This is a genomic window from Catenulispora pinistramenti (assembly GCF_018274385.1).
Classification (GTDB): domain Bacteria; phylum Actinomycetota; class Actinomycetes; order Streptomycetales; family Catenulisporaceae; genus Catenulispora; species Catenulispora pinistramenti.
The window spans coordinates 1-25,102 of sequence record NZ_JAAFYZ010000162.1 but is presented as its reverse complement, the minus strand read 5'-3'; the positions used below and the strand labels follow the sequence as shown (position 1 = coordinate 25,102).

The 25,102-nt window shown below is 70.7% G+C and carries 23 protein-coding genes; 16 read left to right on the top strand and 7 right to left on the bottom strand.

Going from position 1 to position 25,102, the window contains the following annotated elements; all coding sequences use genetic code 11:
* Positions 1 to 520: 520 nt before the first annotated feature.
* Positions 521 to 1,315, bottom strand: coding sequence for an FHA domain-containing protein (locus KGQ19_RS34235; protein ID WP_212017050.1), 795 nt, complete (start codon positions 1,313 to 1,315; stop codon positions 521 to 523).
* A 146-nt stretch (positions 1,316 to 1,461) separates the two neighbouring features.
* Here KGQ19_RS34235 and KGQ19_RS34230 point away from each other — a divergent pair, with 146 nt between their 5' ends.
* The 3 genes from KGQ19_RS34230 to KGQ19_RS34220 all read left to right on the top strand — a co-directional run bounded on the left by KGQ19_RS34230 (position 1,462) and on the right by KGQ19_RS34220 (position 4,988).
* Positions 1,462 to 3,264: a serine/threonine-protein kinase gene (locus KGQ19_RS34230; RefSeq protein WP_212017048.1), complete on the top strand. Its 1,803-nt coding sequence runs from the start codon at positions 1,462 to 1,464 to the stop codon at positions 3,262 to 3,264.
* A gap of 171 nt (positions 3,265 to 3,435) precedes the next feature.
* A complete protein-coding gene (locus KGQ19_RS34225; protein ID WP_212017046.1) occupies positions 3,436 to 4,116 on the top strand; it encodes a vWA domain-containing protein in 681 nt (226 codons plus the stop codon).
* Positions 4,113 to 4,988 carry a PP2C family serine/threonine-protein phosphatase gene (locus KGQ19_RS34220; RefSeq protein WP_212017044.1) on the top strand — a complete coding sequence of 292 codons (876 nt, stop codon included), beginning with the start codon at positions 4,113 to 4,115 and terminating at the stop codon, positions 4,986 to 4,988. The genes KGQ19_RS34225 and KGQ19_RS34220 overlap by 4 nt, the downstream gene beginning before the upstream one ends.
* 71 nt (positions 4,989 to 5,059) lie before the next feature.
* Here the strand turns inward: KGQ19_RS34220 and KGQ19_RS34215 are convergent, their stop codons facing one another.
* Positions 5,060 to 5,890, bottom strand: a complete 831-nt coding sequence (locus KGQ19_RS34215) for an SAM-dependent methyltransferase (protein WP_212017041.1) — start codon at positions 5,888 to 5,890, stop codon at positions 5,060 to 5,062.
* A gap of 99 nt (positions 5,891 to 5,989) precedes the next feature.
* On the opposite strand from KGQ19_RS34215, the gene KGQ19_RS34210 reads away from it, so the two are divergent.
* A complete protein-coding gene (locus KGQ19_RS34210; RefSeq protein ID WP_212017039.1) occupies positions 5,990 to 6,859 on the top strand; it encodes a TIGR03619 family F420-dependent LLM class oxidoreductase in 870 nt (289 codons plus the stop codon).
* A 13-nt stretch (positions 6,860 to 6,872) separates the two neighbouring features.
* Here KGQ19_RS34210 and KGQ19_RS34205 read toward each other — a convergent pair whose 3' ends face one another.
* The 3 genes from KGQ19_RS34205 to KGQ19_RS34195 form a co-directional block, all read right to left on the bottom strand.
* Entirely contained in the window at positions 6,873 to 8,189 is a 1,317-nt protein-coding gene (locus tag KGQ19_RS34205) for a D-arabinono-1,4-lactone oxidase (protein ID WP_230419883.1), read from the bottom strand.
* A gap of 122 nt (positions 8,190 to 8,311) precedes the next feature.
* A complete protein-coding gene (locus KGQ19_RS34200) occupies positions 8,312 to 10,207 on the bottom strand; it encodes a hypothetical protein (protein WP_212017037.1) in 1,896 nt (631 codons plus the stop codon).
* 30 nt (positions 10,208 to 10,237) lie between these two features.
* The gene (locus KGQ19_RS34195; protein ID WP_212017034.1) at positions 10,238 to 11,194 is read right to left on the bottom strand and encodes an alpha/beta hydrolase; all 957 of its coding nucleotides are present in this window, start codon (positions 11,192 to 11,194) and stop codon (positions 10,238 to 10,240) included.
* A gap of 144 nt (positions 11,195 to 11,338) precedes the next feature.
* On the opposite strand from KGQ19_RS34195, the gene KGQ19_RS34190 reads away from it, so the two are divergent.
* Both KGQ19_RS34190 and KGQ19_RS34185 read left to right on the top strand, forming a co-directional pair.
* A complete protein-coding gene (locus KGQ19_RS34190) occupies positions 11,339 to 12,211 on the top strand; it encodes a helix-turn-helix transcriptional regulator (protein ID WP_212017032.1) in 873 nt (290 codons plus the stop codon).
* Positions 12,212 to 12,258: 47 nt separating this feature from the next.
* Positions 12,259 to 13,386, top strand: coding sequence for a serine hydrolase domain-containing protein (locus KGQ19_RS34185; protein WP_212017030.1), 1,128 nt, complete (start codon positions 12,259 to 12,261; stop codon positions 13,384 to 13,386).
* A gap of 55 nt (positions 13,387 to 13,441) precedes the next feature.
* Here the strand turns inward: KGQ19_RS34185 and KGQ19_RS34180 are convergent, their stop codons facing one another.
* Complete coding sequence (locus tag KGQ19_RS34180) at positions 13,442 to 14,437, bottom strand: LacI family DNA-binding transcriptional regulator (protein ID WP_212017027.1); 996 nt, start codon at positions 14,435 to 14,437, stop codon at positions 13,442 to 13,444.
* A 149-nt stretch (positions 14,438 to 14,586) separates the two neighbouring features.
* Between KGQ19_RS34180 and KGQ19_RS34175 the strand changes: the two genes are divergently transcribed.
* From KGQ19_RS34175 to KGQ19_RS34130, 10 genes are all read left to right on the top strand, one after another.
* A complete protein-coding gene (locus KGQ19_RS34175; RefSeq protein WP_212017025.1) occupies positions 14,587 to 15,504 on the top strand; it encodes a ribokinase in 918 nt (305 codons plus the stop codon).
* Positions 15,501 to 16,862, top strand: a complete 1,362-nt coding sequence (locus KGQ19_RS34170; RefSeq protein ID WP_212017023.1) for an NtaA/DmoA family FMN-dependent monooxygenase — start codon at positions 15,501 to 15,503, stop codon at positions 16,860 to 16,862. Before KGQ19_RS34175 ends, KGQ19_RS34170 begins: the two co-directional genes overlap by 4 nt.
* 1 nt (position 16,863) lies before the next feature.
* On the top strand, positions 16,864 to 17,337 hold the full coding sequence (locus KGQ19_RS34165) for a riboflavin kinase (RefSeq protein ID WP_212017021.1): 474 nt from the start codon (positions 16,864 to 16,866) through the stop codon (positions 17,335 to 17,337).
* 56 nt (positions 17,338 to 17,393) lie between these two features.
* Positions 17,394 to 18,098 carry a nicotinamide mononucleotide transporter family protein gene (locus KGQ19_RS34160; protein ID WP_230419882.1) on the top strand — a complete coding sequence of 235 codons (705 nt, stop codon included), beginning with the start codon at positions 17,394 to 17,396 and terminating at the stop codon, positions 18,096 to 18,098.
* Positions 18,099 to 18,117: 19 nt separating this feature from the next.
* Entirely contained in the window at positions 18,118 to 18,612 is a 495-nt protein-coding gene (locus tag KGQ19_RS34155) for a flavin reductase family protein (protein ID WP_212017019.1), read from the top strand.
* Between the two features lie 164 nt (positions 18,613 to 18,776).
* Positions 18,777 to 18,932 (top strand): hypothetical protein, encoded by a 156-nt coding sequence (locus tag KGQ19_RS34150; RefSeq protein WP_212017017.1) that lies wholly within the window; start codon positions 18,777 to 18,779, stop codon positions 18,930 to 18,932.
* A complete protein-coding gene (locus KGQ19_RS34145) occupies positions 18,929 to 19,927 on the top strand; it encodes a M56 family metallopeptidase (RefSeq protein ID WP_212017015.1) in 999 nt (332 codons plus the stop codon). Before KGQ19_RS34150 ends, KGQ19_RS34145 begins: the two co-directional genes overlap by 4 nt.
* A 279-nt stretch (positions 19,928 to 20,206) precedes the next feature.
* Positions 20,207 to 21,451, top strand: coding sequence for a S53 family peptidase (locus KGQ19_RS34140; RefSeq protein WP_212017013.1), 1,245 nt, complete (start codon positions 20,207 to 20,209; stop codon positions 21,449 to 21,451).
* Between the two features lie 203 nt (positions 21,452 to 21,654).
* Complete coding sequence (locus tag KGQ19_RS34135) at positions 21,655 to 22,677, top strand: hypothetical protein (protein WP_212017011.1); 1,023 nt, start codon at positions 21,655 to 21,657, stop codon at positions 22,675 to 22,677.
* 136 nt (positions 22,678 to 22,813) lie between these two features.
* Entirely contained in the window at positions 22,814 to 23,920 is a 1,107-nt protein-coding gene (locus KGQ19_RS34130; protein WP_212017009.1) for a glycosyltransferase, read from the top strand.
* A 247-nt stretch (positions 23,921 to 24,167) separates the two neighbouring features.
* On the opposite strand, the gene KGQ19_RS34125 is transcribed toward KGQ19_RS34130, so the two are convergent.
* Entirely contained in the window at positions 24,168 to 24,956 is a 789-nt protein-coding gene (locus tag KGQ19_RS34125) for a phosphotransferase (RefSeq protein WP_268908069.1), read from the bottom strand.
* Positions 24,957 to 25,102 lie beyond the last annotated feature (146 nt).

Sequence of the window (25,102 nt, the reverse complement as noted above, 5' to 3'; positions counted from 1 at the left end):
GACGCGACCGAGGGGAACGGACCGCACCACCCCACAAACCGCAGCCGCTGAGACTCACCCAGCCACCCTAGGGAACCGCGCAAGTTTCCCTGAGGTTGCCGAGGCCCGCCGGAGGCCCGGCCCTTCACCACAGCCCTTGATTTTGATCTTGCTTGTGGCTCTTGATCTTGCTCTTGATCTGGCCTGTGCCCGTGCTCTGACTTGCCGGAGTTGAAGAGGCCTGAGGTGCGGCGGGGTTGTGAACGCGAAAACCGGCAGCCGATAGACAGACTCGCCGACCCGAACCCCGAACCGGCACAACTATGACCGAAGGCCGTAAAAAGCTTTGAAACCACAACCCAACCGCAACCCGGCCAGCAAACCCTAGCTCCAGCAAGAAGATCCGATCCCCGAACCACCCCAGTTGCAAGACTTGCCGCGCCCCGCACCCGCACCCCGCACCCGCACCCCGCACCCGCCAAGGCCGCACCGACCATCGGAGCCACAAGCAGCAAGGCAAACGCCGCCTGCCAAGGAGGCACTAGCTCTGGTCGTCGAGCAGTTCCAGGTCCTGCGCGCTGAGCGTCACCGTCTTGACCAGCTCCCGGATCAGGTTCACGCTCAGCGTCGAGCCGACCGGCTCCCCCACCTCGTCGCGCATCAGTCCGCGGACGCCGCGCCGGTGCAGGCGTTCGCGCACCTCCTCGACGGTGTTGGCGACCGTGCGGAAGTTCCAGACCTTGGTGGTGAACGGCGAGGCGTTGGCGGTCTGCGCGGTGTCCTCCCACGTCAGCGGGAGCGGGAAGGCCTCCGCGCCTTCCAGGTAGCGGCGGGCGAGTGCGGTGAGGACCAGGCGTTCCTGCGGAGACAGCTCGTACACGGTCTCCGGGTCGACCGTCTCCTCCTTGGTCGTGGAGCGCGGGTGCTGGTCGTCGTCGTCGACCAGCCGAACCTCAACGAGGTGTGAGCGCTGCTTTGAGGAGTTGATGACCAGCGGGGTGTAGCCGGGCTCGATGAAGCGGCGGTGGCCGGTGAGCATCAGCGCGCCGTTGGGGAGTTCGATCGGCAGGTGCCCGGTGTTGGTCAGCCACCAGCCGCCGTCCGGGCCGGTGCAGGTGAAGACCCCGTGCCGGCGGCTGACGGTCGGGTCGTCCACGCCGACCGGCACGTGCACGTCCTCCCGGTCACGCCCGAACAGCAGCGTGTACCGGCGCGCTGGCACCGCGTAGCCGCCCTCCGGGCCCAGCACGAAGATGGTGCCGGGCGGCGCCGAGGGGACCCCCTCGGACGGGCTGCCCGGGGGCAGCATCAACGGGCGGAAGTTCGTGTTCGGCATGGTTTGGGTCGCCTCCGTTCAGCCGTGAGCCAGTGTAGAAGCCCGCGCGGAGGACCGGTCCTCAACGATCATGACAAATTGCACGCGCCCGCCGGTGCTCGATAACCTACGCGGCGTGAGTGCACGCAGCGGGGGACGGCGCGCCCATGGACAGTGACGTCGCCGAGCCGCTGGGCCCGGGCGACCCCCGCGAGATCGGCCAGTTCACCGTCATCGGGCTGCTCGGCGCCGGCGGGATGGGCGAGGTCTACCTGGCCACCCGCGAGGGCCGCTATGTCGCCGTCAAGCGCGTCCGGCCGCGGCTGGTCTCCGGCGAGCGGTTCAACCGCGAGGTCGCGATCCTGCACCGGGTGCCCTTCGGCGTCGCCCCCACCCTGCTGGCCAGCGACAGCACCGCGCCGGAGCCGTGGTTCGCCACCGAATACGTGCCGGGCCTGACCGTGGACGACGCGGTCCGCTCCTTCGGCCCGCTGCCCGCCGACGCCCTGTGGCTGCTGCTGGCCGACACCGCGGCGCACCTGCGCTCCGTGCACGAGGCCGGGATCGTGCACCGCGATCTCAAGCCCGCCAACATCATGCTGATCCGCGACGGGGTCAAGCTCATCGACTTCGGCATCGCGCTGGCCTACGACCAGTCGCGGCTGACCCGCACCGGCTCGAGTTCGGGAACGCGCGGGTTCACCGCGCCGGAGCAGGAGGCCGGGGACCGGGAGGTCTCGGCGCCCTCCGACATCTACTCGCTGGCCGCCACACTCGTGTTCGCGGCCTCGGTCCGGCCGCCGAGCGCGATGCCCGATCTGCGGCCGATCCGCTCGCTGGACGCCGGGCTGGCCACGGTCGTGGAGGCGTGTCTGGCCGCCGAGCCCTCGGCCCGGCCGACGGCCGCCGATCTGGTCGCCGCGGCGCGCGAGCACGCGGCGGCGGGCCCGTCCTGGCCGGCCGACGTGATGGAGCGGATCGCGAAGCGGCGGGACTTCGCCGCGACCCCGGTGAGCGTGATCGAGACGGTGCTGCCGCCGGCGCCGGAGACGCTGCTGCCTCCGGAGCTCGTGGTGGAGACGGACCCTGCGGTGGAGACGGAGCCGCAGTCCGGTCCCACGCTGGCCCTGGCCGACCGCGACAAGCGGCAGACGCGGCGCCGGCTCCTCGTTCCGCTCGCGACGGTCGTGGCGCTGGGCGCCGTGACGGCCGGGGTGGCCACGGCGTTGTCGATGTCGCACGGCGGTGGGAACCATCCGTCTTCCGCGGCCTCGGGTATCGGCGTGCTGCCCATAGCCGGCACGGGATCGTCGTCGGCGAAAGCCGGGGGCTCGACCTCGAACGCCACCCCGACCGGTCCCCTGCCGACGTCCGCGGGTTCCGGCGCCAACTCCAACCAGCCGAACGGGTCCGCCTCGAACGGGGCGAACGGGGCTAGCGGGGCTACCGGGCCGGGTTCCGGGACCGCCGGTCACACCGGTTCCACGTCCTCATCGCGAAACGGCGGCGGCACCTCGCCGAGCCGGTCCGGCGGTTCCAACCCGCCGACGAGCTCGGCCTCGAACCCGCCGCCGAGCTCCGCGCCCGGCGATTCCGGCCCCAGCCCGACCGCGTCGTCGATCGCCGGGATCGACAGCGCGAAGGATCCGGCGCGCGTCACGAACTCCGAGGCCGACACCTCGTGGTTCGGCAACGACGCGGCCTGCTCGGCGTGGCTGGACACCGATGGTTCGGGCAAGCTGGCGGGGGTGCTCAACACCTCGCTTGAGCAATCCTGCGTCGCCGAGGTGATCCGGAGCGACGGGCTGGCGTACACGTTCAGCGCTTCACAGGGTGCTGAGAAGACGAACTTCCTCACGATGCCGGGCGCGGCCACGATGCAGGTGTGCGTCTGGCACGCGGACGAGAAGAGCGGCCAGGCCTGCTCGCCGCAGTTCACCATGAACGGCAGCACGCCGGTTCAGAAGTAGTCCCGTAGTCGCTCCGCGCCTGTTCGTCCTCACATCTTCGTCTTCACATATTCGAACTCTGATTTACCCCGCTCCGCTCGCCGTGACGACGCGCTCAGGACCGGTCCTCCGCGCGCTTGCCTAGCCTTCTGCTCAGCACGACGGCTGTTCGCGGAAAGGGAGGCGATCTGGATGCCCGAGGCGAGAGGTGTGCTGCTGCCGACGTATGTGTTGGTCGACGAGTCGGCGTCGATGGGTCCCTACGTGGACGAGCTCACCACCGGCCTGGCCTCGCTGTGCGAGGAGTTGCGGACGGCTCCGGCGTTGGCCTCGAAGCTGCGGCTGGCCGTGTTGGGGTTCTCCGACGACGTCCGGGTGTACCTGACCGTGGCCGACATGCGGGTGCAGGCCAGCCTGCCCCAGGTGTCGGCGCGCGGCCGTACCGACTACGGCGCGGCGTTCGCCGACCTGACCGCGCGCATCCCGACCGACGTGCGGTATCTGCGGAGCGAGGGCTACAAGGTGCACCGTCCGGTGGTGTTCTTCCTCAGCGACGGCCAGCCCACCGACTCCGGCTGGAAGCGGGCGCTGCTCAAGCTGACCGACCGGCGGCGGACCCCGGCCGCGCCGAACATCATCGCCTGCGGCATGGGCTCGGCCGAGCGGCGGACCATCGCCGAGGTGGCGACCCGGCCGGAGTTCGGGTTCGTGGCCAAGCGCGGCACCGATCTCGGCCAGGCCGTCTCAGAGTTCTTCCAAGCCCTGACCAGCAGTCTGATCGCCTCCAGCCAGGCGCTCAGCTCCGACGAACCGACGCTCGTGGTGACCCGGCCTGAGGGCTTCACCATCGCGCTGGACGAGGTGATGTCATGAACCAGAGCCCTGATCATCGAGGCACGGCCCTGGCCGCCGTCCCGGACGACACCGCGCCGTGGCCCCGGATCACCGTGGACAGCGGCCGGCCCGGCGCCGAGTTCGAGCCGCGGCCGCAGCCGCCCGGCCAGTCCGCATTCGACGTGCCGGACACAGAGTGCGACGGATGGTCGACTGCTGATTTCACTGTGCGCTACGCGTCGGTGCGCGGGGCCGGCCCTCGCTTCTACCGCGAGGCGCGCCGGGAGTGTGCGCGCGTCGCCTGGCACGAGCCGTCGGGGGCGGTGGTGTTCGCTGTCGCCGACGAGCCGCAGCAAGGTGCGGCTCAAGCCTGCCGAGCGGCCATAGATCAGCTGCTGTGTTTGCTGGCGCAAGGCAGCGGGACACTGGACTTCGACAGCTTCGCGCACCACACCGCCGAGCGGTTGCGGCGGCTGGCGCCGCCGGCCGGGATGGCAGCCGGGACGCTGGCGGCGGACTGGTACGCGACGACGCTGGTCGCCGGTGTCGTCCAGCCGGAGCCGGGTGGGCCGAGGATCCAGGTGTGCCGGATCGGGGATTCCGGCGCGTGGTTGCTGGACCGCACTACGGGTTCCTACCACGCGCTGTTCAAGGCGAGGAAGGGTGCTGATTCACACACCGAGCCGGTCGAGCACGCCGTGGAACACCTGACCGACTCCGAGATACTGCTGGTCGGCAGCAACGGGTTCGGCGATCCGCTGGGCGACGGGGACGGCGAGGTCGGCGAGTTGTTCGCCCGTCACCTCGCGGTGCCCCCGACGCCGCTCCGGCTCGCACACGTCCTGGACTTCGCCGGCGAGCGGTTCGACGATGACCGGACGCTGGTCGCGGTCTGGCCCGCGGATCGCTGATCGGCTCTGGTCTGCCCTGCTCTGCCATGGCCGGCCCGGCCCGGCCCAGTGACGGAAGCGGCCCCGCTTCCTCAGCCGGCGACCGGCTTTCGCGCCAGCACCCCGAGACACGGCGCCATCCCGGTGTGGCTCACGTTCAGGCTCGGCACCCACACCCGGATGTCCTCCACTCCCGGCGGCTGGATGTCCAGACCCGACAGCCACGGCGTGATCTGCTCGGCGGTGCGCGGCGTGAACGGCACGCCGGTGCGCGCCGCGTAGTCCCGGGCCGCGTTCTGCTGGGCTTCCAGCGCGGCGTGGTCCGGGGCACCGTGCGACAGCGCCAGGTAGCTGCCGGGGGCGCACGGCTCGGTGAAGGCGCGGACGATCCGCTCGGCCTGGTCGTCGTCCGGGATGAAGTGCAGCACCGCGAACAGCAGCACGGCCACCGGCTTGGTCCAGTCGATGCTGTCGCGGACCACCGGGTGCTCCAGCACGACGCCCGGATCGCGGACGTCGGCAAGGGCCGCGTGCGCCGAGGGGTTGTCGGCGAGCAATGACCGGGCGTGGGCGATCGCGACCGGATCGATGTCGATGTAGACGACCGTGGCCCCGGGATCGACGGCCTGAGCCGCCTCGTGCACATTGCCGGCCGTGGGAACGCCGGAGCCCAGGTCCAGGAACTGGGTGATACCCCGCTCGGTGACCAGGTCCTCGATGACATGCCGGAGGAAGACCCGGTTCGCCTGGGCCGAAACCGGCAGGTTCGGCATCGCCTGAGCCGCGCGCCGACCCGCCTCGCGGTCTGCTTCGAAGTTCTGCGAACCACCCAGCCAGAAGTCGTAGATCCGCGCCGGGCTCGGGCGTTCCGGGTCGACTTCGGGCAGGCTCAGGGCCAGTTCGGCCGCGTCGATCGAATCCATGGCTTGATTGTGGCATCCGGTCGGTGTCGGGGACGGGAGATCGCGGCGGCCGGACGGCTCCTGGTGCGGGCTTCGGGAGTGGGCTCCTAGAGTGGCGGCATGACCAGTGAGATGCCGACCTTCGCGCTCAGTTACGCCACGCCGTTCTTCGGCCCGGACCCGGATCGCCTGGTGGCGGTGGCGAAACAGGCCGAGGCTTGCGGCTTCGAGGGTTTCTACGTGCCCGAACACGTGGCGCTCTATCGTGGTGCCCGGATCGGCGCCTGGGAGATGCCGACGGACCTTCAGTACCTCGACCCGCTGGACATCCTGACCTTCGTCGCCGCCCACACCGAGCGGCTGTTGCTGGGCACGTCCGTCCTGCTGCTTCCGTACCACCATCCCGTCACGCTGGCCAAGCGACTGGCGACCATCGACACCCTGTCCCGCGGCCGGATGCGCCTGCTCACCATCGGCGTCGGCGGGCTGCCGGGCGAGGCCGCGGCGGTCGGCGTCGACTACACCACCCGCGGGCGGCGCGCCGATGAGGCGATCGAGGTGCTGCGGCGGCTGTGGACCGAAGACGAGAACGGCGCGACCTTCCACGGCGAGTTCTTCGATTTCGACAGCATCTTCAGCTACCCCAAGCCCCTCATCGAGTCCGGACTCCCGATCCACGTCGGCGGGTCGAGCCCGGCGGCGGCTCGGCGGGCGGGCCGGGTCGGCGACGGCTGGCTGCCCGGCGGCACTCTCAAGGAGGACGAGCGCCAAGCGTTGTGGGAGCTGGTGAAGTCGACGGCCCGGGAGGCCGGGCGGGATCCGGAGGCGATCGCGTACGCGCGCATGGGATCGATGGAGATGACGGCGGAGGGGGTGGAGAAGATGGTGGCGCAGGGGGTCACGCGCATCATCGTGGCCGCGCCGGCGGGTGAGCCAGAGGAGCAGTGTGCTGAGCTGGCGGAGTTCGCGTCGCGCTTCGGGCTTCGCTAAGTCACGGATGAGGTCAAAGGCTGGCGGCGGGGAGCGGGAAGAGGTTCCGGACGAAGGTGTTGCGGAACTTTCCGTCCGGGTCGTGCCGGCCGAGCAGTGCCTGGAAGGCGGCGGCCTTGTCATACGTGGCCAGCGCGGCCTTCGGGCCGCCGAGGAAGACCTTGCCCCAGTGCGGTCGCGCGCCGAGTGGCAGTAGCACGCGCTCGACCTCGGCGAGGGCGGGTTCCACCGCTGAGCGGTCGGGGAGCCAGGTGAAGTGGATGGTGAGGCTGTCGCGGTGGTGGGCCGGGCTGAGCCAGAGGTTGTCGGCGGCCACGGTGCGGAACTCGGAGATCTGCACCACCGGGGCGATGAGCGGGCCGAGGTCGCGGACGGCGGCGATCGCCTCGGCGGCACGCGAGCGGGGGACGAAGAACTCTGATTGCAGCTCGGCGCCCGCGCTGGGGGTGAACTCGGGCCGGAAGTGCGGCAGTCGCTCGTGCCAGGGCCCCGGGACGCCCAGCTGCTCGGTGCAGTTCTCGGCGGACATGCCGGGGATCGGGTGCGCGGGGCGGTCCGCGAGGCGGCCGCCGAGCCAGCCGGATTCGGGTCGGGAGGGCTGCGTCCCGTCCGGCGACACCTTCACCTTCAGCCACACCGATGCCTCGCCGCGCCAGCCGGTGAAGACGCTGACGCTGTACGCGGCCGAGAACACCTCATCGAGCCGGGTGATCACTTCTTGCAGCGGCACCGCCTGATACACGTACTGCGCGACGTCGAAAGCGGGCACGACGTCCACCGTCATCCGCGTGACCGCGCCGAGCGCACCGAGGCCGACCACGGCACCGTCGAAGTCGGGTGACTCGCCCCGCGTCAGTTCGGCGACGTCACCGCTCGGCCCGACGAACCGCATCCCGCGAACCAGCCCCGCGAGGCCCTGGTTGCCGTCCCCCGACCCGTGGGTCCCGGTCGCGCAGGCGCCGGCCAGCGAGATGTGCGGCAGCGAGGGCAGCGCGGCCAGCGCGAACCCGGCGGCGTGGAGGCGGGATGCGAGGTCGGCCAGGCGCAGGCCGGCGGTGACGGTCGCGGTGCGCGCGTCCGGATCGACGCGCACCTCCGGCGGGAGCCGGTCGAGCGTGACGAGGTCGCCCGCGGTGTCGGCGAGGCGGTTGAAGGAGTGCCCGGTGCCGAGCACCCGCACCGACGTGGCCTCGCCGATCAGACGCCGGAGTTCGTCGAGCGAGCCGGGATGGTGACTGCGAACGGGTCGGAATTCGACGTTGCCGGCCCAGTTGCGGATCTGTTCGGTCATGGTCGGGGTCTCCCGGTGCTCGCTGTCGACGCTGACCATCGAGTCATGGTGCGGGGGCAGATGTCAACGACGCGACATACTCGAGCCCTGAGTCTCACCCCGCGTTCTACGGTACTCAGTGGGAGACAGAGAGGCACGGGTGCGCGGGTGCGCGGGCCGGCTCAGGGCTCGGTGGGTATGCGGGTGGGGTCGGCGGCGGCTGTCAGCGGCGCGGCGCTCCCGGTGGCCATCGATGCGCGGACGTCGGGAATCACCCTGTCCAGCGACCCCACGCGTTCCAGTTCCAGCGCCCAGACCGGTTCTGGGCCGGCGGCTGCGGCGAGCGCGGCGTAGCCGAGCAAGAGGTGGCCCGGGTCGACGGTGCCGAGGACTGCTTGTAAGGCGGCGTGCAGCGCGGTCGCATCGCCGGAAGCCAGGAGCCGAGTGAGGGGCTCGGTGCCGGGCGCCCGGCTTTCCAAGAGCTTCAAGAGCGAAGGGTGCAGGCCACCGGCGCTGTAGGAGCGGATGACGACTGCCGTGCGCAGTTCGTAGGAGGCGCCAGGATGCCTATAGAGGGCGGAGAGCGCATGCGGCTCAGCCGGGTCCCACGCCGCGATCCGCCAAAGCATCGCCAGATCGGCGCCCGGATTGTGAGCCAATCTGTGCCGCATCGACGCGGTCCCCTGCGGTCCCAACGCGAGCTCGGCCAGATCCGGCACCAGGGGTTCGCGCTCCAGGAGCCGAGCCACGTCCTGGACGGCGGCCGGATCCCAGCCTTCGAGGTGTGCGGCCAACGTGCTCGCGAAGACCGGCCGCGGCATGAGCGACGCCACCACGGCGATCGGGTCCGCGGTGCCCAAGCAGTCGCCTGAGTCATCCGCAGCGCCAGCGTCACCCGCATCCTCCGGCGCGCGCCTCGGGAACCCGACGGGCGGCGGGCCCGCGTTCCCAGCCGCGCCGCGCGCTATCTCGGCGACCAGCTCGGGCAGCGTCCCCGGCCAGGTCGTGGCTCGGTGCAGGAACCAGGCCCAGGCCGCAGGATCCTGACTCAGCACCGGAGCCAACACCGCTTCCGCCTCGTCTCGCATCGTCGCGGCCAGCCATCGCCGCGCGTCGTCCGGAAACGCAAGCGAGCGCAAGGCCAAGCGGTCGTCCCACAAGCGCCTGGTCGGCGCCAGGAACGCGAGCAGCGCCGCGACCGGCCGTACTGTCGCGACCACCTCGGCCGCGTCGAGCGACCCGCCGGCCAGGCCGCGCCGCAGCAGCACGCCGAGCGCGAACCGGCCGGCCGGCGTCGTCGGCTCGATGCCGGCCAGCGCCCGCCGCACCGCCTCGACGTCCGGCCTGGGCACCAGCCAGTGTGCGGCGGGGTGGATCGCTTCGAGGGCGGCGCGGATGGCGGCGGGCAGATCGGCGCGCCGGGCCAGCAGTCCCCGGGCGTGTTCAGGCTGGGAATGGCTCTCGGCCTTGGCGAGCAGGGCCTCCCAGTCCGGGGCGAAGCGGCGGAAGTCGAGGTCGTCGTCCTTATCGGGCTTGAAACCACGGCCGGCGATGGCCTGGGCGATCTGCGGGTCGTCGGCGACGGCCGCCGCTGCCCGGAGTTCGGCTTCGATACGGCCGGGGCGGCGTCGGCTCTCGATCTGTTCCAGCAGGCGTTTGCGGATTTCGTCGTCGATGATCGGGCGGCCGTCCGGCCCGCGCCGGTCCGCCAGGACGGCGTAGCGGGCCGGTTGGGTCCCGTCGGAACGCTCGCGGTGGAAGAACAGGACAGCGTCGGCCATCCGGTTGGGCATGCGAAGCAGATCCCTGATGACGTCGTCGGGGTCGGCCACGGTGCGCCCCTTCAGCGCCGCCTTGGCCAGTCCGAAGGCCGAGGCCCGCGCGTCGGGGCGGGTCGGGATGTGGTCGCTGACCGCCATCGCGATGTTCAGCCGGCAGTGGCCGAGGCTGCGGGCGAGGTCCTGGTCGGTCATCGACGCGGCTCGGGCCAGGGCCTCGGTGTAGGGCATCGCGTGCATCACGTCCAGCTGACGGCCGACCGCCTCCCTGGTCGCCGCGTCCATCCCGATTACCGGCACCGCATCCGCTCCCTCGATCCGCTCCTCGCGTTATTCTCTTCCCTCCCCGCGACCGAGGTGCGCGCGGTAGAACTCGGCGAGCTTGGCGACGGCCGGCGTGACGTATTCGTCCTTGTCGTAGAGGTCGTTGTGCACGGCGCCGTCGATCCAATGCAGTTCCTTCGGACCGCGCGCGCCCTGGAACGCCTGGACGCTCATCCACGACGTGACGGCCTCGCGACCGGCGATCAGCAGCAGCGGACGCGGTGCGATCAGGCCGACCGCGGCGAAGGCGTCGAACGCCGCCATTCGGTCGACGCTGGACCAGGTCAGCGCCTTGGCCGAGCGCGGGTGTGCGGCGCGCGGGGTGCAGTAGTACTCCCATCCTTCGTACGTATGCGGGCCGCCGAGGCGCGCCTCCTGCTCCGACGCCGGGAAGAGGTCGAAGCGCTGGACGCCCTCCCCCCGTGCCTCAGCGGTGCGGGCGGACGCGGCGGCGTCGAGCATGCTGTGGAACACCGCCGGGTCCTGGGTGCCGTCGGCACCGACCTTGAACTGCCGCGCGATGTCGACGCCGCTGACCGTGGCGACGGCGCGGATGCGATGGTCCCCCGCTGCGGCGGCCAGGCTGTAGCCGCCGGAGGCGCAGATGCCCAGGACGCCGATGCGGTTCGGATCGACCGCCGGGTGTGTGGTCAGGAACGACACGGCCGACTTCAGATCCTCGATCCGCTGGGCCGGGTCCTCCAGACCGCGCGGCTCGCCCTCGCTCTCGCCCTGGTAGGCGGCATCGAAGGCCAGGGTGACGTAGCCGGCCTCTTCGGCCAGGCGGCGTGCGTACAGACCGGCGGCCTGTTCCTTCACACCGCTACCGGGGTGGCCGACGACTATCGCGGGCCTTGGGGCCGCGTCGGCGTTGTCCCGGGCTTCGTCCTGGCCCTCGTCCTGGAGGTGAAGACAGCCCGCGATCTTCAGGCCATTGCTGGAAAACGTGACATCGGTCCTCATCGGTACCGGACTCCCATCGTGGGTCGTGCCGCGGATCGGTCTCGATCTCCACGGTGGCCCGACCCCGAGCCCGCGACCAGGGACGATCTCGCCTATGCAAGCCAGTACCAGGCACGGCGTCCGCAGCCGGTGGAGACTGAGGACATGGCCTGCGCACAACCCGCCCGCGGCGACACCGGACTCGGCGACTTCCTGCGCTCCCGCCGCGCGGCCGTCGATCCGCGCGAGGCCGGGATGCCCGACGACGGGCGGCTCCGCCGCGTCCCGGGGCTGCGGCGCGAGGAGCTGGCGATGCTGGCGCACGTGAGCGTGGACTACATCGTGCGGCTGGAGCAGGGACGCACGACCCGGGTCTCCGGCTCGGTGCTCGACGCCCTCGCCGACGCCCTGCGGCTCAAGCCCGACGAACGCGACTACCTGTTCACGGTCGCCGACGTCACGCCCGGCGCCCCGACCCGCCGCCCGAGCCAGTCCGAACCGGCCCCGCGATTGCGGCAGCTGCTGGACACCATGCCGGACGTCCCGGCGATCGTGGTCAACCACCGGATGGACGTGCTGGCCTGGAATCGCGGGGCCGCGGGGCTGTTGACCGATTTCAGTGCCCTGCCGCCGGCGCACCGGAACCTGATCCGGCTCACCTTCCTCGACCAGAGTTTCCGCGCGCTTTACGGCGACTGGCAGCGTGCGGCGAAGGACTGTGTCGCGACGCTGCGGATGGAGGCTGCGCGCCGGACCGATGATGCGGCGCTGAACGCGCTGGTCGGGGAGTTGAGCGTGCGGGATCAGGATTTCCGGACGTGGTGGGCCACGCATCAGGTGCGGGGGCCCAGTCAGCTGGTCAAGACGTATCGGCATCCGATCGCCGGGACTATGGATCTGGACGTGCAGCAGTTCTCTGTGGACACACATCCTGATCAGAAGCTGATCGCTTTCACAGCGGAGCCGGGATCCCCTTCGGAAAAGGCACTTCACTTCCTGCTTCAGTGGTCGAATACCCATGTGATGGCAGATGATTGACATCAAGGCGGTTCCACGCCTGCTTCACACGGGGAAAGGATCCAGAAGTGCAGCATGTCAAAACGCTGTCTGCCTTGATGCTGGCATCGGCGCTGGGTATTACTTTGACTGCCGCCGGCCAGGCGCCGAGTAGCGCTACCGATTCGCTTCAACAACAGGCCAACGCGATCGTCGCGGGCGGGGCGGTGGGTGCGCTGGCCGAGGTCAGTACGCCGGATGGGCGGCATTCGGTGAGTGCCGGGACGGCTGAGGAGGGCACCGGCGCGCCGGTTCCGAAGGACGGGGAGTTCCGGATCGGCAGTGCCACGAAGACCTTCGTCGCCACGGTCATCCTGCAACTCGTCGACGAGGGACGGCTGTCGCTGGACGACACGGTCGCGCACTGGCTGCCCGGCGTGGTCGCCGGGAACGGGAACGACGGCGGCGAGATCACCGTCCGGGAGCTGCTGAACCACACCAGCGGGATCTATGACTACACGCAGGATCTAGCCGAGATGACGAACGCCGCGGCGTTCCAGCAAGACAGGTTCCGTACATACTCCCCGGAGCAGCTGGTCGCGATGGCCATGCGGCACGCGCCGATGGCCGCGCCGGGCACGGCGTTCGCGTACTCGGACACCGACTACGTGCTGGCCGGGATGATCGTCCAGCGCGTGACCGGCCGCTCCTGGGCCGACGAAGTCAATGCCCGGATCATCGCGCCGCTCGGTCTGGACCACACCGTCGCCCCGGGCACGTTCCCCTTCATCATCGGCCCGCATGCGGAGGGCTACATGAGCTTCGGAACCGGCAAGCTGCTGGACGTGACGGCCTTCAACCCGAGCGCCGCCGACGCGTCCGGCTCGATCATCAGCACCGCGGACGACCTGACCCGCTTCTACACGGCGCTGGTCGGCGGGCGGCTGTTGAGCCCGGCGCAGCTCGCCCAGATGGAGACGACGGTGCCCGCCTCCGCGCTGGGCCCCGGTGTCCGCTACGGCCTGGGGCTGGGCTGGGTCCCGCTGTCGTGCGGCGGCGGCTACTACGGCCATCCCGGCGGGATCTTCGGGTACAACACCTGGGGCGGCGTCACCGCGGACGCCCGGCGTGCCGTGGTGGTGTCGGACACCGGTGACGGCGGTGACGCGAGTCAGCAGGCTGTCATCGGACTGGTAGACCGGCAGTTGTGCGGGTGAGGTGGGGCAGCTGAGCTGAGCTGGGCCTACTGAAGCTGACCTGAGCTGACCTGACTTACCGTTCCCGACCCGCCCCGCTGGAAGCCCGGACCACAAGCTCGGGCGCGAACCGCTCCACCCGCTCCTCGCGCGCCGCCGCATCGCCGTGCAGCAGCGCTATGGCCCGGTCGGCCATCGCGTCGAGCGGATGGCGGATCGAGGTCAGGGGCGGGTCGAGGACTTCCAGGATCGCGGTGTCGTCGAATGCTGTCACCGCGACATCATCGGGTACTGCGACGCCTGCCCGGTTCAGGGTGGTGACCAGCCCGATCGCCAACACGTCGGCGGCGCACACCACCGCGTCGACGTCTGCGCGCATGCGGATCAGCCGCCGCCCCGCCTTGCGGCCGGCGTCGGTGGTGATCGAGGGCAGCACGATGGCGCGGCCGGCCTCGCCGAGGCGGTCGCGGAAGGCCGCTGAGCGCTCGGCGCCGGAGGACGAGCTCTGCTCGGCGGCGACCAGGGCGATCTTCTCCCGGCCCAGGCCGCGCAGGTGGTCGATCAGCATGCTGATGGCCGCGTGGTTGTCCATGGTGACGGCGACCGTGCCGGCGCCTTCGGACCAGCGGTCGAACTGCACGATGGGCCGGATCGCCGCCGCCGCCTTGATGGCCGCGCCGGATTCGGCGGTGGTCACCGGGACCACGATCAGGCCGTCCACCTTGCCGTTGACCAGGGTGTCGATCTCGCGGGCCTCGATGTCCGGGGTGTTGGCCGCGTCGGAGACGACCAGGACTCCGCCGTCGGCGCGGACCCGGCGGGACAGGGCCTCGATGAGCTGGACGAAGTAGGGGTTGGCCAGGGAGGGGACCACTACGCCGAAGGTGCCGGTGGTACCGGTGCGCAGGGCCCGGGCCGACTGGTTCGTGCGGTAGCCCAGTTCCCGGGCGGCGCGCTCGACCCGCTCGACGAGTTCCGGCGCGACGTTGCGGGGTGTCCCGGCGATGACGCGGGAGGCGGTAGCGCGGGAGACGCCCGCCAGCTGTGCGACATCGACCAGACGAGCCGTCACGCCACGTCCCTTCCCGATCCGGGCACCGATCCGTATGCCGGCGCGCCGCGGCGCCGGCCGGGGCCGCGCCGAAGTTCCGGCTCGATGGTACTTGACGGTGTGGTGAACATCATGCAGGGTATGGGAAATCGATCTCCCAGGAGGTGAAGATGGCTTCGGTCACAGTGGTCGGCTCCGTGAACCGCGACGTGGTCCTGCAGGTGCGGGCCCTACCGCGGCCCGGGGAGACCGTGCACGCGGTCGGCTCGCGCGAGGGCATGGGCGGCAAGGGCGCGAACCAGGCCGTGGCCGCGGCGCGGCTGGGCAGCGCGGTCCGGCTGGTCGCCAAAGTAGGCGGCGACGCGCGGGACATCCTGGCCTCGCTGGCGCAAGACGGCGTCGACACCGGCTGGATCACCACCGCCGACCGCACCCGCACCGGCCTGGCCCTGATCACCGTCGACGAGCCCGGCGAGAACACCATCGTGCTGGAGGGCGGGGCCAACCGGGAGCTGACCGTCGCCGACCTTCCCGAGGTACTCACGAGCGCCGGCGATGTGCTGATGGCGCAAGGGGAGATCCCGCCGGAGGTGACCGGCGCGGCCATCACCCGGGCCGCGAACCAGGGCGCGACCGTGATCCTCAACCCGGCCCCGGCGTACGCGTTCGACGATGACGTGCTCAAGCGCGTGGACGTGCTCGTCCCGAACCTCGGCGAGCTGTGCACGCTGCTCGGCGTGCCGGTCCCGGCGACGTCCGGCGAGGTCGGGAAACTGTTGGCGCGGCATCCGCTGCCGGTCGCGGCGCTGGTCGTGACATTGGGCGCGGATGGTGCGATCGTTCATGATCAGGATGGAACGGTCCATATCCCCGCCCCGCGCGTCGCGGCCGTCGACACCGTCGGCGCCGGGGACACCTTCTGCGGCGCCCTCGCCGACTCGCTCGTCCGGGGCCGATCGCTCCGCGCGGCCGCCGAACGCGCCGTCCTGGCCGCGGCTCTGTCCGTGACCGGCGTGGGAGCGCAGAGCGCGATGCCCACCGCCGAAGAGGTTGACCTATTCGCACAGCAGCAGGAGAAAACCCGATGAAGACCCTCAAACTCGGACTGTTCGAGAACGCCCAGACCAACGCCGGCGGCACCGCCACCTGGCGGCACCAGGACAGCGAACGGCACATGTTCGACACCCTGGACTACTGGAAGCGGGTCGCGGCGCTGTGCGAGGACGCGAAGTTCGACTTCCTGTTCCTGGCCGACGCCTGGGGCTGGTCGGAGGTGCGCGGCACCCGGCCGGCGATCGCCACCGAGGAGAGCCTGGACCTGCCCCGCCTGGACCCGGCGATAGTCGCGGCCGCGCTGCTGTCCGCGACCTCCGAGCTCGGCCTGGTCATCACCGGCTCGGTGCTGGTCGAGCCGCCGTACTCGTTCGCGCGCCGGATGGCCACCCTGGACCAGCTCTCGCAGGGCCGGCTGGGCTGGAACATCGTCACCACCGGCACCGCCGACACCGCGGTCAAGGCGTTCGGCATGGACATGGTCGCGCACGACGAGCGCTACGCGATGGCCGAGGAGTTCCTCGAAGTCGTCTACAAGTACTGGGAAGGCGCGTGGGAGCCGGGCGCGCTGGAGAAGGACAAACACGGCCGGTTCGCCGACCCCGAGCGCGTGCACCTGGTCAAGCACGCCGGCAAGTACTTCCGCTCCGAGGGCTACGGCAACACCGCCTACTCCCCGCAGGGCACGCCGGTGCTGTTCCAGGCCGGCGCCTCCCCCGCGGGCCGCCGGGTGGCCGGCCGGCACGGCGAGTGCGTCTTCATCGGCGACGGCTCGGTCGAGCAGTTGGCCGGGCACACCTCGGCGATCCGGGCCGAGGCGGTGAACGCCGGACGCGGGGCCGGGGACGTGAAGATCATGTCGGCCCTGGCCTGCGTGGTCGGCGCCACGACTTCCGACGCCGAGCGCCGCTACCAGCGCATCCTTGACGCGCAGCGGCCCGAGGTCACCGTCGCCAGCTACGCGATGTTCACCGGGATCGACCTGTCCTCCTACTCCCACGACACCCCGATGTCCGAGCTGAGCACCGAGATCTCGCAGACCCAGCTCGCGCGGTTCGCCGACAAGACGGTCGGCGACGTGCTGCGGGACTGGCACACGCACGGCGTCGGCGCCAAGCCGATCGTCGGCACCGCCGAGGAGATCGCCGACCGGATCTGCACGCTGGCCGAGGGCGCGGACCTGGACGGGTTCCTGCTCGCCCCGACCGTGCAGCTGGCCTCGACCACCGACTTCATCGAGTCGGTGCTGCCGGTCCTGCGCCGGCGCGGCGTCGTGGCCACGGAGTACCGGGACGGCGAATCGCTGCGCGAGCGGCTCACCGGCTCGGCGCGGCCGACGCTCCCGGCGAACCACCCGGCGGCCGGGCACCGGCACGGGACTGAAGCGAACTGACATGACCGTCCAGGGCGCCGGGGGATGGCTGGGCAAGGTGGTCGGCACCGTCGTCCACGGCGCCGGGCGCGGACGCGGGCTGGGATTCCCGACCGCGAACGTGGCTCCGGACCCGGCCGCCCCGGTACCGCCGGCGGCGATCTACGCCGGCCTGATGGCGCGGCCCACCCACGGCTCGCTCCATCCCGTCACGGTGAGCATCGGCACCAATCCGACGTTCTGTGACGGGAACGAGGTCCACATCGAGGTCTACTGCCACGATCTGCACGACCAGCTCTACGGCGAGCATGTGGTGGTCTGGCTCGTCACCCGCATCCGCGACACGGTGCGGTTCGGCTCCGTCCAGGCCCTGGTGGCCGCGGCGGCCGAGGACGTCGAGACCACCACCGCCACCCTCACCGAGGAACACCGGGCCCGCGCACTGGCCGAACTGTGCGCGAGCCCATCGCACGGAACGCAACAGCCGGCTCCCTGAGCAGGCAGTACATCGAACGGGGAACAACCACCACCCACGGAACACTGGAGATACGTATGCACGCGTTCGATTGGCTCAACCACCAATTCAGCTTCTTCGGGCTCCCCGTCTACTGGTCGGACTTCCTTGGCAACATCTTCGCCCTGGCCACCGTGGTCCTGGCGCTGCGGCGGCTGGTCATCTCCTGGCCGGTGCAGATCCTCGGCTCGATCTGTCTGCTGGTCGCCAGCCTGAACGTGCACCTCACCGGGAACGCCGGCCGGCAGATCATCATCATCGTCGCGGCCACCTGGGGCTGGGCCACCTGGCGCCGGAACAAGGCGAGCGAGGGCTCGGTGGTGGTCGGCTGGGCCTCCTGGCCGGTCCGGCTGACGCTGATCGTGGCGATGGTCGTCGGGACCGGGGCGCTGGGCGCGTTCCTGAAGGCGATGAACTGGTCCTTCTACCCCGGCGCGCCGTGGTGGATGGTGCTGTGCGACGCCTGGATCTTCACCGGGACGGTCATCGCGATGTACACGCAGGCCCGGCGCTACGTCGAGTTCTGGTTCGCGTGGCTGGCCGTGGACCTGGTCGGCGTGCCGCTGGCCGTGCACTCGCACCTGTACTTCTCCGGGATCGTCTACGGGATCTTCTTCTTCATGGTGCTGGCCGGTATCCGGGACTGGGCCTCGCGCAGCCAGACCCAGGTCTCCTCGCCGGTGCGGTCCGCGGTGACCGTCGAGCCGCACGTCGACAATCTGGCCGCCGAGCCTTCGGCCTGAGCACTGAACAGGATCCGCCATGACTGACGAGTTCATCGACTTCATCGACGACGCCCACGACATCCGCAGGGTCTTCGGCGACATCCCGTCGACGGTGGCGGCGGTCGGCGCCGTCGTCGACGGCACGCCGGTCACCATGGTCGTGTCCTCGTTCACCGTCGGCGTCTCGCACGAACCGCCCATGGTGTCGGTCGCCATCCAGCGCACCTCCACCACCTGGCCGGTGCTGGCCCGGGCGGCCCGCCTCGGGGTGTCGGTCCTGGGCGAGAGCCACGCCTCGAAGACCCGGCAGCTGGCCTCGCGCGACAGCGCGGGGCGGCTGGCCGACATCGCATGGCACCAGAACGAGAACGGGGCGATATTCCTGGAGGGGTCGCCGATCTGGCTGGAGTGCTTCACCCAGCACGAGTATCCGGCCGGGGACCACGCGATCATCGTGCTGCGGGTGGAGCGGGTGCATCGGGAGGCACGGAACCGGGCGCTGGTGTGGACCCGCGACCGCGCCAGTTGCTGAGTGCCCGCTACCCGTGCCCACCCCTGGCGCTCGTCGCCGATATCCAGCGAATGGTTCACGCCCACTGATCTGTTCGCTACTCTCCACCCCAGACGGCGACGCAACAAATCTCCCAGCGGCTGCCGCGCACACCGGTCAGGCCGGGGAGAGGAACGCACTCGGGGATGAACCAGCTCGGGGGCTCGGCGCCGACGGGACGGGACCGGGTCGGCGCCGTCGTCCGCGCCGTCCTCCGCACCGTCCTCCGCGCGCCGGCTGATCCCCTTCGCTCGCGCTCGTTCCCGCGCACCGGCTCCAACGGCCCGGAAGTCGAGCTGTGATAGCCGCGCTCATCCTGGGTTCCTACGCCTTGCTCCTGGCCCTGCTCGGCCCCCGGCTGCTCAGCCGCTGGCCGACCGAGCGGCTGCCGCGGCTGACGGTCGTGATGCTCCAGGTGGTGACCTGCTCGTTCCTGACAGCGGCGACGACCGCTGGGCTGGCGCTCGGGCTGACCCTGCTCGACACGCTCTCGCACCTGGATCCGGAGATCGACCGCTGCGCCGACCAGCTGCCGATCAACGACGACTCCCCCGTCGGCCCGTTCCTGGGCTGGTTCGGTCTGATCGCCGCCGGGACGCTGCTACTGCGGGTCGCATTCTGTATGACGGCCACGTTCTACTCAGCCTGGCGGACCCGGCGCAAACACATCGAGATCCTGCGGATCCTGGCCCGGGCCGACGAGGAGTTGGGGGTCCTGGTCCTGGACCACGACGAGCCGGGCTGCTACTGCCTGCCCGGCCGGCCCGGCACGATCGTCATCACCAGCAGTGCCCTGACCCGGCTGTCGCCGTCGCAGCTCGGCGCGGTGCTGGCGCATGAGCGCGCGCACCTGGCCGGCCGGCACCATTTCGCCGTCGCCTTCGCCCGCGCGATCCACCGCACCGCGCCGCGGATCCGGTTGCTGGGGCTGGCCGAGGAGGAGACCCGGCGGCTGGTGGAGTTCATCGCCGACGACGCCGCGGTGAAGCGCAGCGGGACGGCGGCGCTGGTCTCCGCGCTCGCGGTGCTGGGGGCCGGGGCCGGGAGTGCGCCGGGGTTCGCGCTCGGCATCGGGATCGACCGGCGGCCGGCGGCCTCCTCGCGGGTGACCCGCCTTTACCCGCAACGCAAAATCGGCCGGCGCGGACTGGCTCTGGGCGCACTCGGCTCGTTGCTGCTGATCATCATCCCGGTGCTGCTGGCCGCGATCTCGGTGGTGTCGGTGGTCCACGGCTGCCCGCCGGACCCCGACGGCGACGCGCTCGGGTTGTCGGTTTCCGCCGTTTCCTTCCGGTAAGTCCGGTAAATCAGCGCCGCTATATCGGTTTCGTATTCGCGATCCGGGTACTAGCCCTCATCGGCGCTGACAACGGGACGAAACCCCACTTCATCACCGTTTACCGGGGTTCGGCAAGGGTTTTCCCTATTCGGGCTTTACTAAAGCTTTGCCGCTGTCGCCCTTTATGAACGTTACTACGGTCAGCGATAGTACTAACACGGATCAAGGTGTTGTGAACTCTCGCGCCGCCTGGTCCGTACCGCCACCACACTCGCCCTACTTCGACAAGGAGCAAGAGTGTTCCACCTCACACGGAACAAGCGGGGACACGCAGTGCCGCGTGTCGCCGCCGCCCTCCTGGGTGCCAGCGCGCTGATAGCCGGGGGCGCGGTCGCCGCCGAGGCCGCGCCCGCGCCGGCGGCGTCCGGCCCGACCTCTGCGCACGTCTGCAGCCAGGCCGTGCACCCGGGCTACGCGACGTGCTTCGCCTTGAAGCGCACGGACAAGAAGGCGCGCGCCATGTCGGCGAACGACACGCCTTCCGGCTACGGACCGTCGGACCTGCAGAGCGCCTACAACCTGCCGACCAACGGCGGTTCGGGCCAGACGGTCGCGATCGTGGACGCCCAGGACGACCCGAACGCCGAGTCGGACCTGGCGACCTACCGCTCGACCTACGGCCTTCCGGAGTGCAGCACCGCCAACGGCTGCTTCTCCAAGATCGCCCAGGACGGCAGCACCAACTACCCCACCGGCGACACCGGCTGGGCCGGCGAGATCTCGCTGGACCTGGACATGGTCTCGGCGACCTGCCCGGGCTGCCACATCCTGCTGGTCGAGGCCAACTCGGCGAGCATGTCCGACCTGGGCACCGCGGTGAACCAGGCCGTGAGCCAGGGCGCGAAGTACGTCTCGAACAGCTACGGCGGCAACGAGGACGGCACCGAGGCGCAGTCCGACTCGAGCTACTTCAACCACCCCGGCGTGGCGATCACCGCGTCCTCCGGTGACGGCGCCTACGCGGCCGGCACCGAGTACCCGGCGTCCTCGCCGTTCGTGACCGCGGTCGGCGGCACCTCGCTGACCAAGGACTCGAGCAGCCGCGGCTGGAGCGAGTCGGTCTGGGACACCAGCAGCAGCGAGGGCGCGGGCTCCGGCTGCTCCTCGGACGAGACCAAGCCCACCTGGCAGACCGACACCGGCTGCACCAACCGCATGGTGGCGGACGTCGCCGCGGTCGCGGACCCGGCCACCGGTGTGGCCGTGTACCAGACCTACGGCGGCAGCGGCTGGGCGGTCTACGGCGGCACCTCGGCGGCCTCGCCGATCATCGCCTCGGTCTACGCGCTGGCCGGCACCCCCGGTGCCAACGACGTCCCGGCGTCGTACCCGTACGCGCACACCAGCAACCTGAACGACGTGACGACCGGCAACAACGGTACGTGCTCGCCGTCGTACTACTGCACCGCCGGACCGGGGTATGACGGTCCGACTGGTCTGGGCACGCCGAATGGGCTGGCGGCTTTCACCGCCGGTAGCTGATCGGTGCGTACGTGCCGGTCGACAGCCGGCACAGGCACTGCTGAAGACTGGTGTTGCCGAAGGCGGGTACCGCTGCGGATGGTACTGCTGAAGGCAGCAGGTATTGCTGACTGAGAACAGCGCTGAGGGAGCGGCCCCGCCTTTTGGGCGGGGCCGCTTTCGTGTAACGCTCCCCGCCCCGCGTCGTCCGATACCCTCGTCCGATGACCACGACCGCAGCCCCGCCCCGGCGGGCGCATCGTCGGCTCCGGCTCGCGGACGGGGCGGGGCGGTTGCGGCTGATGGCGCTGGCCGGGATCGCCACCGTGCTGATCACGCGGGCGTATTTGGCGGCTACCGGGTATCCGCGCATCGGGGGCGGCGGGATCCACATCGGGCATGTGGTGTGGGGCGGGCTGTTGATGATCGCCGCGCTGACCGTGGCGCTGGTGTGGGCCGGGGAGCGGGCGCGGGTGTGGACCGCGTTGCTCGGCGGGGTCGGGATCGGGTTGTTCGTGGACGAGGTCGGGAAGTACCTGACCACCACCAATGACTATTTCTATCGGCCGGCTGCCGCGATCATCTACTTGGTGTTCGCCGCGTTGTTGGTGGTGGCCTCGTTGTTGGGGCGGGACACGGTCGCCGACGCCGGTGACGTGGGCACGCGGCTGGCCGGCGCGGCACAGATCGCGGCCGGCGGGTTGGTCAGTGGCCTGACATCGGATGAGCGCGGGCGGGCGGCGCGGCTGCTCGACGGGTGCCCCGCGCAGGACAGCGCCGCCGTTCTGAGGCTGCTGGACCTGGCTCGGGTGCGCGAGCCGAGTGTGCTCGCCAGGGTCATCGCCTGCATCCGTCGCTGGGCGTATCGGGTGGCCGAGCTCCGCTGGTCCGAGACGGTCGCGTACGCGATCCTGATCCTGTCCCGCGTCATCGTCGCGATCATCTTCGTCGCGCAGGCCGCCACCGAGACCCCGCACAGCGAGGACAACGTGTCCATCACGGCCAGCGCCATCACGCGAAGTGTGTCGGCGGTCCTGGTCGTGGCCGCCCTGGCCCTGCGGCTCTGGGGACGGAAGCTGGCGTCCTACCAGCTCGCCAAGACCTCGCTCCTGCTCGACCTGCTCGTCACCGAGATCTTCAACTTCCACGACAGCCAGTTCGGGGCGACCACCGAGCTGCCGCAGCTGCTGGTGGGCTTCGCGTTCTTCAGCATCCGGCAGCGGCAGGCGGGTCAGGAGCCGGAGTAGGGCGGGTTCGGCCGCCGGCATCGCAGACCTCGATGTCGGTCGGGGGGCGCACGGAGTGTTTTCAGGCGTGCGCGCAGCGCATAGGATCGCGCAAATCGGGTATCCCGACGGATTCGGCAGAAAGGAGCCTGATCCGATGACGATCGACGACCATCTCGACACCCGGCCGTCCGACCAGGAACTGCAGCGGCTGCTCTCCGGGAAGACCCCGGAGCCGTCGTTCGCGCACCTGGTGCGGATGAGCGACGACACCGGGTTGTTCGAGCACGCCAGGGGACCGATCCCGAAACGATGGCACGGGTACTGCGTGGACGATGTGACGCGCGGGCTGATCGTGGTGTGCCGCGAACCCGAACCGTCGGAGCAGCTGGTGCGGCTGGCGGAGGTCTACCTGGCGTTCCTGCTGCACGCGCAGGACCGCGAACGCGGCTTCCACAACCGGATGGGACTGGACCGGGTGTGGCACGACGAGCCGGAGACCGGCGAGTGGTGGGGGCGCGGGGTGTGGGCGCTCGGCACCGCCGCCAATCGCGGGCCCACACCGTGGATCCGCGCGGTGGCCCTGGAACGCTTCGACGACGGCGCCAAGCTGCGCGCGGGTCTGGGTCCCCAGAGCCGCCTCAACCACGCGATGGCCTACGCCGCCCTCGGCGCCGCGGAAGTCGCCGAAGCCCACCCCGGCCACCCGGCGGCGCTCAGCGTGCTCGCCGACGCGGCCGTCACCATCGGCCGGCCGGGACCGGACCCCGCCTGGCCCTGGCCCGAACCGCGCCTGGAGTACGGAGACGCGGCCCTGCCCGAGGCCCTGATAGCCGCCGGCCAACACATCGGCGACGAAGCCCTGCTGCGTGACGGCTTGGCGCTGCTGGAATGGCTGCTCACCCTGTCGACGCGCGAGAGGCACCTGTCACCGACCCCGGCCGGCGGCTGGTCCCCCGGCGACCCGAGACCGGCCTACCACCAGCAGCCGATCGAGGCCGCGGCCTACGCCGACGCGTGCGCCCGCGCGTACGCGGTGACCCGCGACCGCAAGTGGCTGACCGGCGTCCGCATGTCGATCGACTGGTTCCTCGGCGTGAACGACAGCGGCATCCCGCTGATCGACAAGGCCACCGGCGGCGGCTACGACGGACTCGGGCTGGACTGGCGCAACCCGAATCAGGGTGCGGAGTCGACCATCGCGCTGATCTCGACGTTGCAGCACGCGCGCTGGCTGGACCGGATTCCGACAGTGGCGACGTGAAAGCCGGCTGGCGACGTGAGCGGCGGGTGGCGACTGCGCGAAGTTCACGAGCGGCGGTGGCGGCTGGGCGAGCGGTAGCGGTTTCACAAGCGGCGGCTGCGCGAGCGGCGGCATAGCAAGCGGCGGTGGCGTGACGAGGAGATGCGCGATGCGGTGAGGCGGCGGGGTCTCATCGGAAGTGATCGGGTCGCGGCGGCAACGGCGCCGGGCGACCCGATTGTTGTTTTCGGGGGCGGTTCACGGGCGTTCACATCGGTGGAGTCGGACGCCACGTGGCTTGGATCGCCGCATAGAGATCGCTGACGGGCGTCCACTGTGCCAGCTCAGTGTCCGCAAGCGGGATGTGGCGCTGATACGCGGCGAGGAAGCGATCGCCTGCGGCATCCGTGGCATCGCGAGTCTCAGGAGCACAGCCTGCCGTCACGAACAGATGCCACGTGACGACGTCGAAAAGCAACGGGCCACGGCTCGGAGTGCCCCAGTCGATGAGCGCCGCGGTGTCGGCGGCCGGGGCGATGAGGATCTCAGGGGCCGGATCGCCGTAGAGAGTTCCTTCTCGCAGCGGACCAGCCGCGAACAGCACCGAGAGCGCCGCGCCCAAAGGCGAGCCGGGCAACCGTTCCGCCTCGGAGGCGTAGTACTCCAGGAGACTCCCGGCGGGCTTCGGCGCATGGGGCGACGCCAGGGTTCGATGAACCCGGCCGAGAAGGTCACCGGCGATGACCGGTGCATCCGCCGCGCGAAGGTCCAATGGCTCGCCGGTGACGTAATGAAGGACCGCGAGAGTCCAGTCGCCGTCCACCGGCAGGCACCACCGCCGGTCGTTCGTCAGCAGCGGCGCGCCGGACGGGATCCCGGCTGCGTCCAAGAACCCTGCGATCCTAAGACCGGGTTCGACGTGTTCGGGTCCGTCGAAGGTCAGCTTCGCCACGTACCGACCGTCCGCCGTGCCGATGAGCCAGGCCAAGGCCCGGTCGCCGATGTCCGTCAGATCGGCGTCGATTCGCGGTGCGCGCAGCGGCCATTCGCGGAGCATGGCGAGAACGCGTGCGCGCCAGGTCGCCTCCTCTATCGCCCTCACGTGCCCCGCAACTCCCCCACGGCGGCCTCGTACGCGAGGAGCGTGTCGATGACCGTGCGGCGTTGGGCGGGGGTCAGGGGGCTGAGGGCGCGGCGCCAGGC

What these genes read in the sequence shown, in the direction of transcription:
- KGQ19_RS34235 (WP_212017050.1), bottom strand. Translation starts at nt 1,315, where the DNA reads ATGCCGAACACGAACTTCCGCCCGTTGATGCTGCCCCCGGGCAGCCCG.
- KGQ19_RS34230 (WP_212017048.1), top strand. Translation starts at nt 1,462, where the DNA reads ATGGACAGTGACGTCGCCGAGCCGCTGGGCCCGGGCGACCCCCGCGAG.
- KGQ19_RS34225 (WP_212017046.1), top strand. Translation starts at nt 3,436, where the DNA reads ATGCCCGAGGCGAGAGGTGTGCTGCTGCCGACGTATGTGTTGGTCGAC.
- KGQ19_RS34220 (WP_212017044.1), top strand. Translation starts at nt 4,113, where the DNA reads ATGAACCAGAGCCCTGATCATCGAGGCACGGCCCTGGCCGCCGTCCCG.
- KGQ19_RS34215 (WP_212017041.1), bottom strand. Translation starts at nt 5,890, where the DNA reads ATGGATTCGATCGACGCGGCCGAACTGGCCCTGAGCCTGCCCGAAGTC.
- KGQ19_RS34210 (WP_212017039.1), top strand. Translation starts at nt 5,990, where the DNA reads ATGACCAGTGAGATGCCGACCTTCGCGCTCAGTTACGCCACGCCGTTC.
- KGQ19_RS34205 (WP_230419883.1), bottom strand. Translation starts at nt 8,189, where the DNA reads ATGGTCAGCGTCGACAGCGAGCACCGGGAGACCCCGACCATGACCGAA.
- KGQ19_RS34195 (WP_212017034.1), bottom strand. Translation starts at nt 11,194, where the DNA reads ATGAGGACCGATGTCACGTTTTCCAGCAATGGCCTGAAGATCGCGGGC.
- KGQ19_RS34190 (WP_212017032.1), top strand. Translation starts at nt 11,339, where the DNA reads ATGGCCTGCGCACAACCCGCCCGCGGCGACACCGGACTCGGCGACTTC.
- KGQ19_RS34175 (WP_212017025.1), top strand. Translation starts at nt 14,587, where the DNA reads ATGGCTTCGGTCACAGTGGTCGGCTCCGTGAACCGCGACGTGGTCCTG.
- KGQ19_RS34170 (WP_212017023.1), top strand. Translation starts at nt 15,501, where the DNA reads ATGAAGACCCTCAAACTCGGACTGTTCGAGAACGCCCAGACCAACGCC.
- KGQ19_RS34165 (WP_212017021.1), top strand. Translation starts at nt 16,864, where the DNA reads ATGACCGTCCAGGGCGCCGGGGGATGGCTGGGCAAGGTGGTCGGCACC.
- KGQ19_RS34160 (WP_230419882.1), top strand. Translation starts at nt 17,394, where the DNA reads ATGCACGCGTTCGATTGGCTCAACCACCAATTCAGCTTCTTCGGGCTC.
- KGQ19_RS34155 (WP_212017019.1), top strand. Translation starts at nt 18,118, where the DNA reads ATGACTGACGAGTTCATCGACTTCATCGACGACGCCCACGACATCCGC.
- KGQ19_RS34150 (WP_212017017.1), top strand. Translation starts at nt 18,777, where the DNA reads ATGAACCAGCTCGGGGGCTCGGCGCCGACGGGACGGGACCGGGTCGGC.
- KGQ19_RS34135 (WP_212017011.1), top strand. Translation starts at nt 21,655, where the DNA reads ATGACCACGACCGCAGCCCCGCCCCGGCGGGCGCATCGTCGGCTCCGG.
- KGQ19_RS34130 (WP_212017009.1), top strand. Translation starts at nt 22,814, where the DNA reads ATGACGATCGACGACCATCTCGACACCCGGCCGTCCGACCAGGAACTG.
- KGQ19_RS34125 (WP_268908069.1), bottom strand. Translation starts at nt 24,956, where the DNA reads ATGCTCCGCGAATGGCCGCTGCGCGCACCGCGAATCGACGCCGATCTG.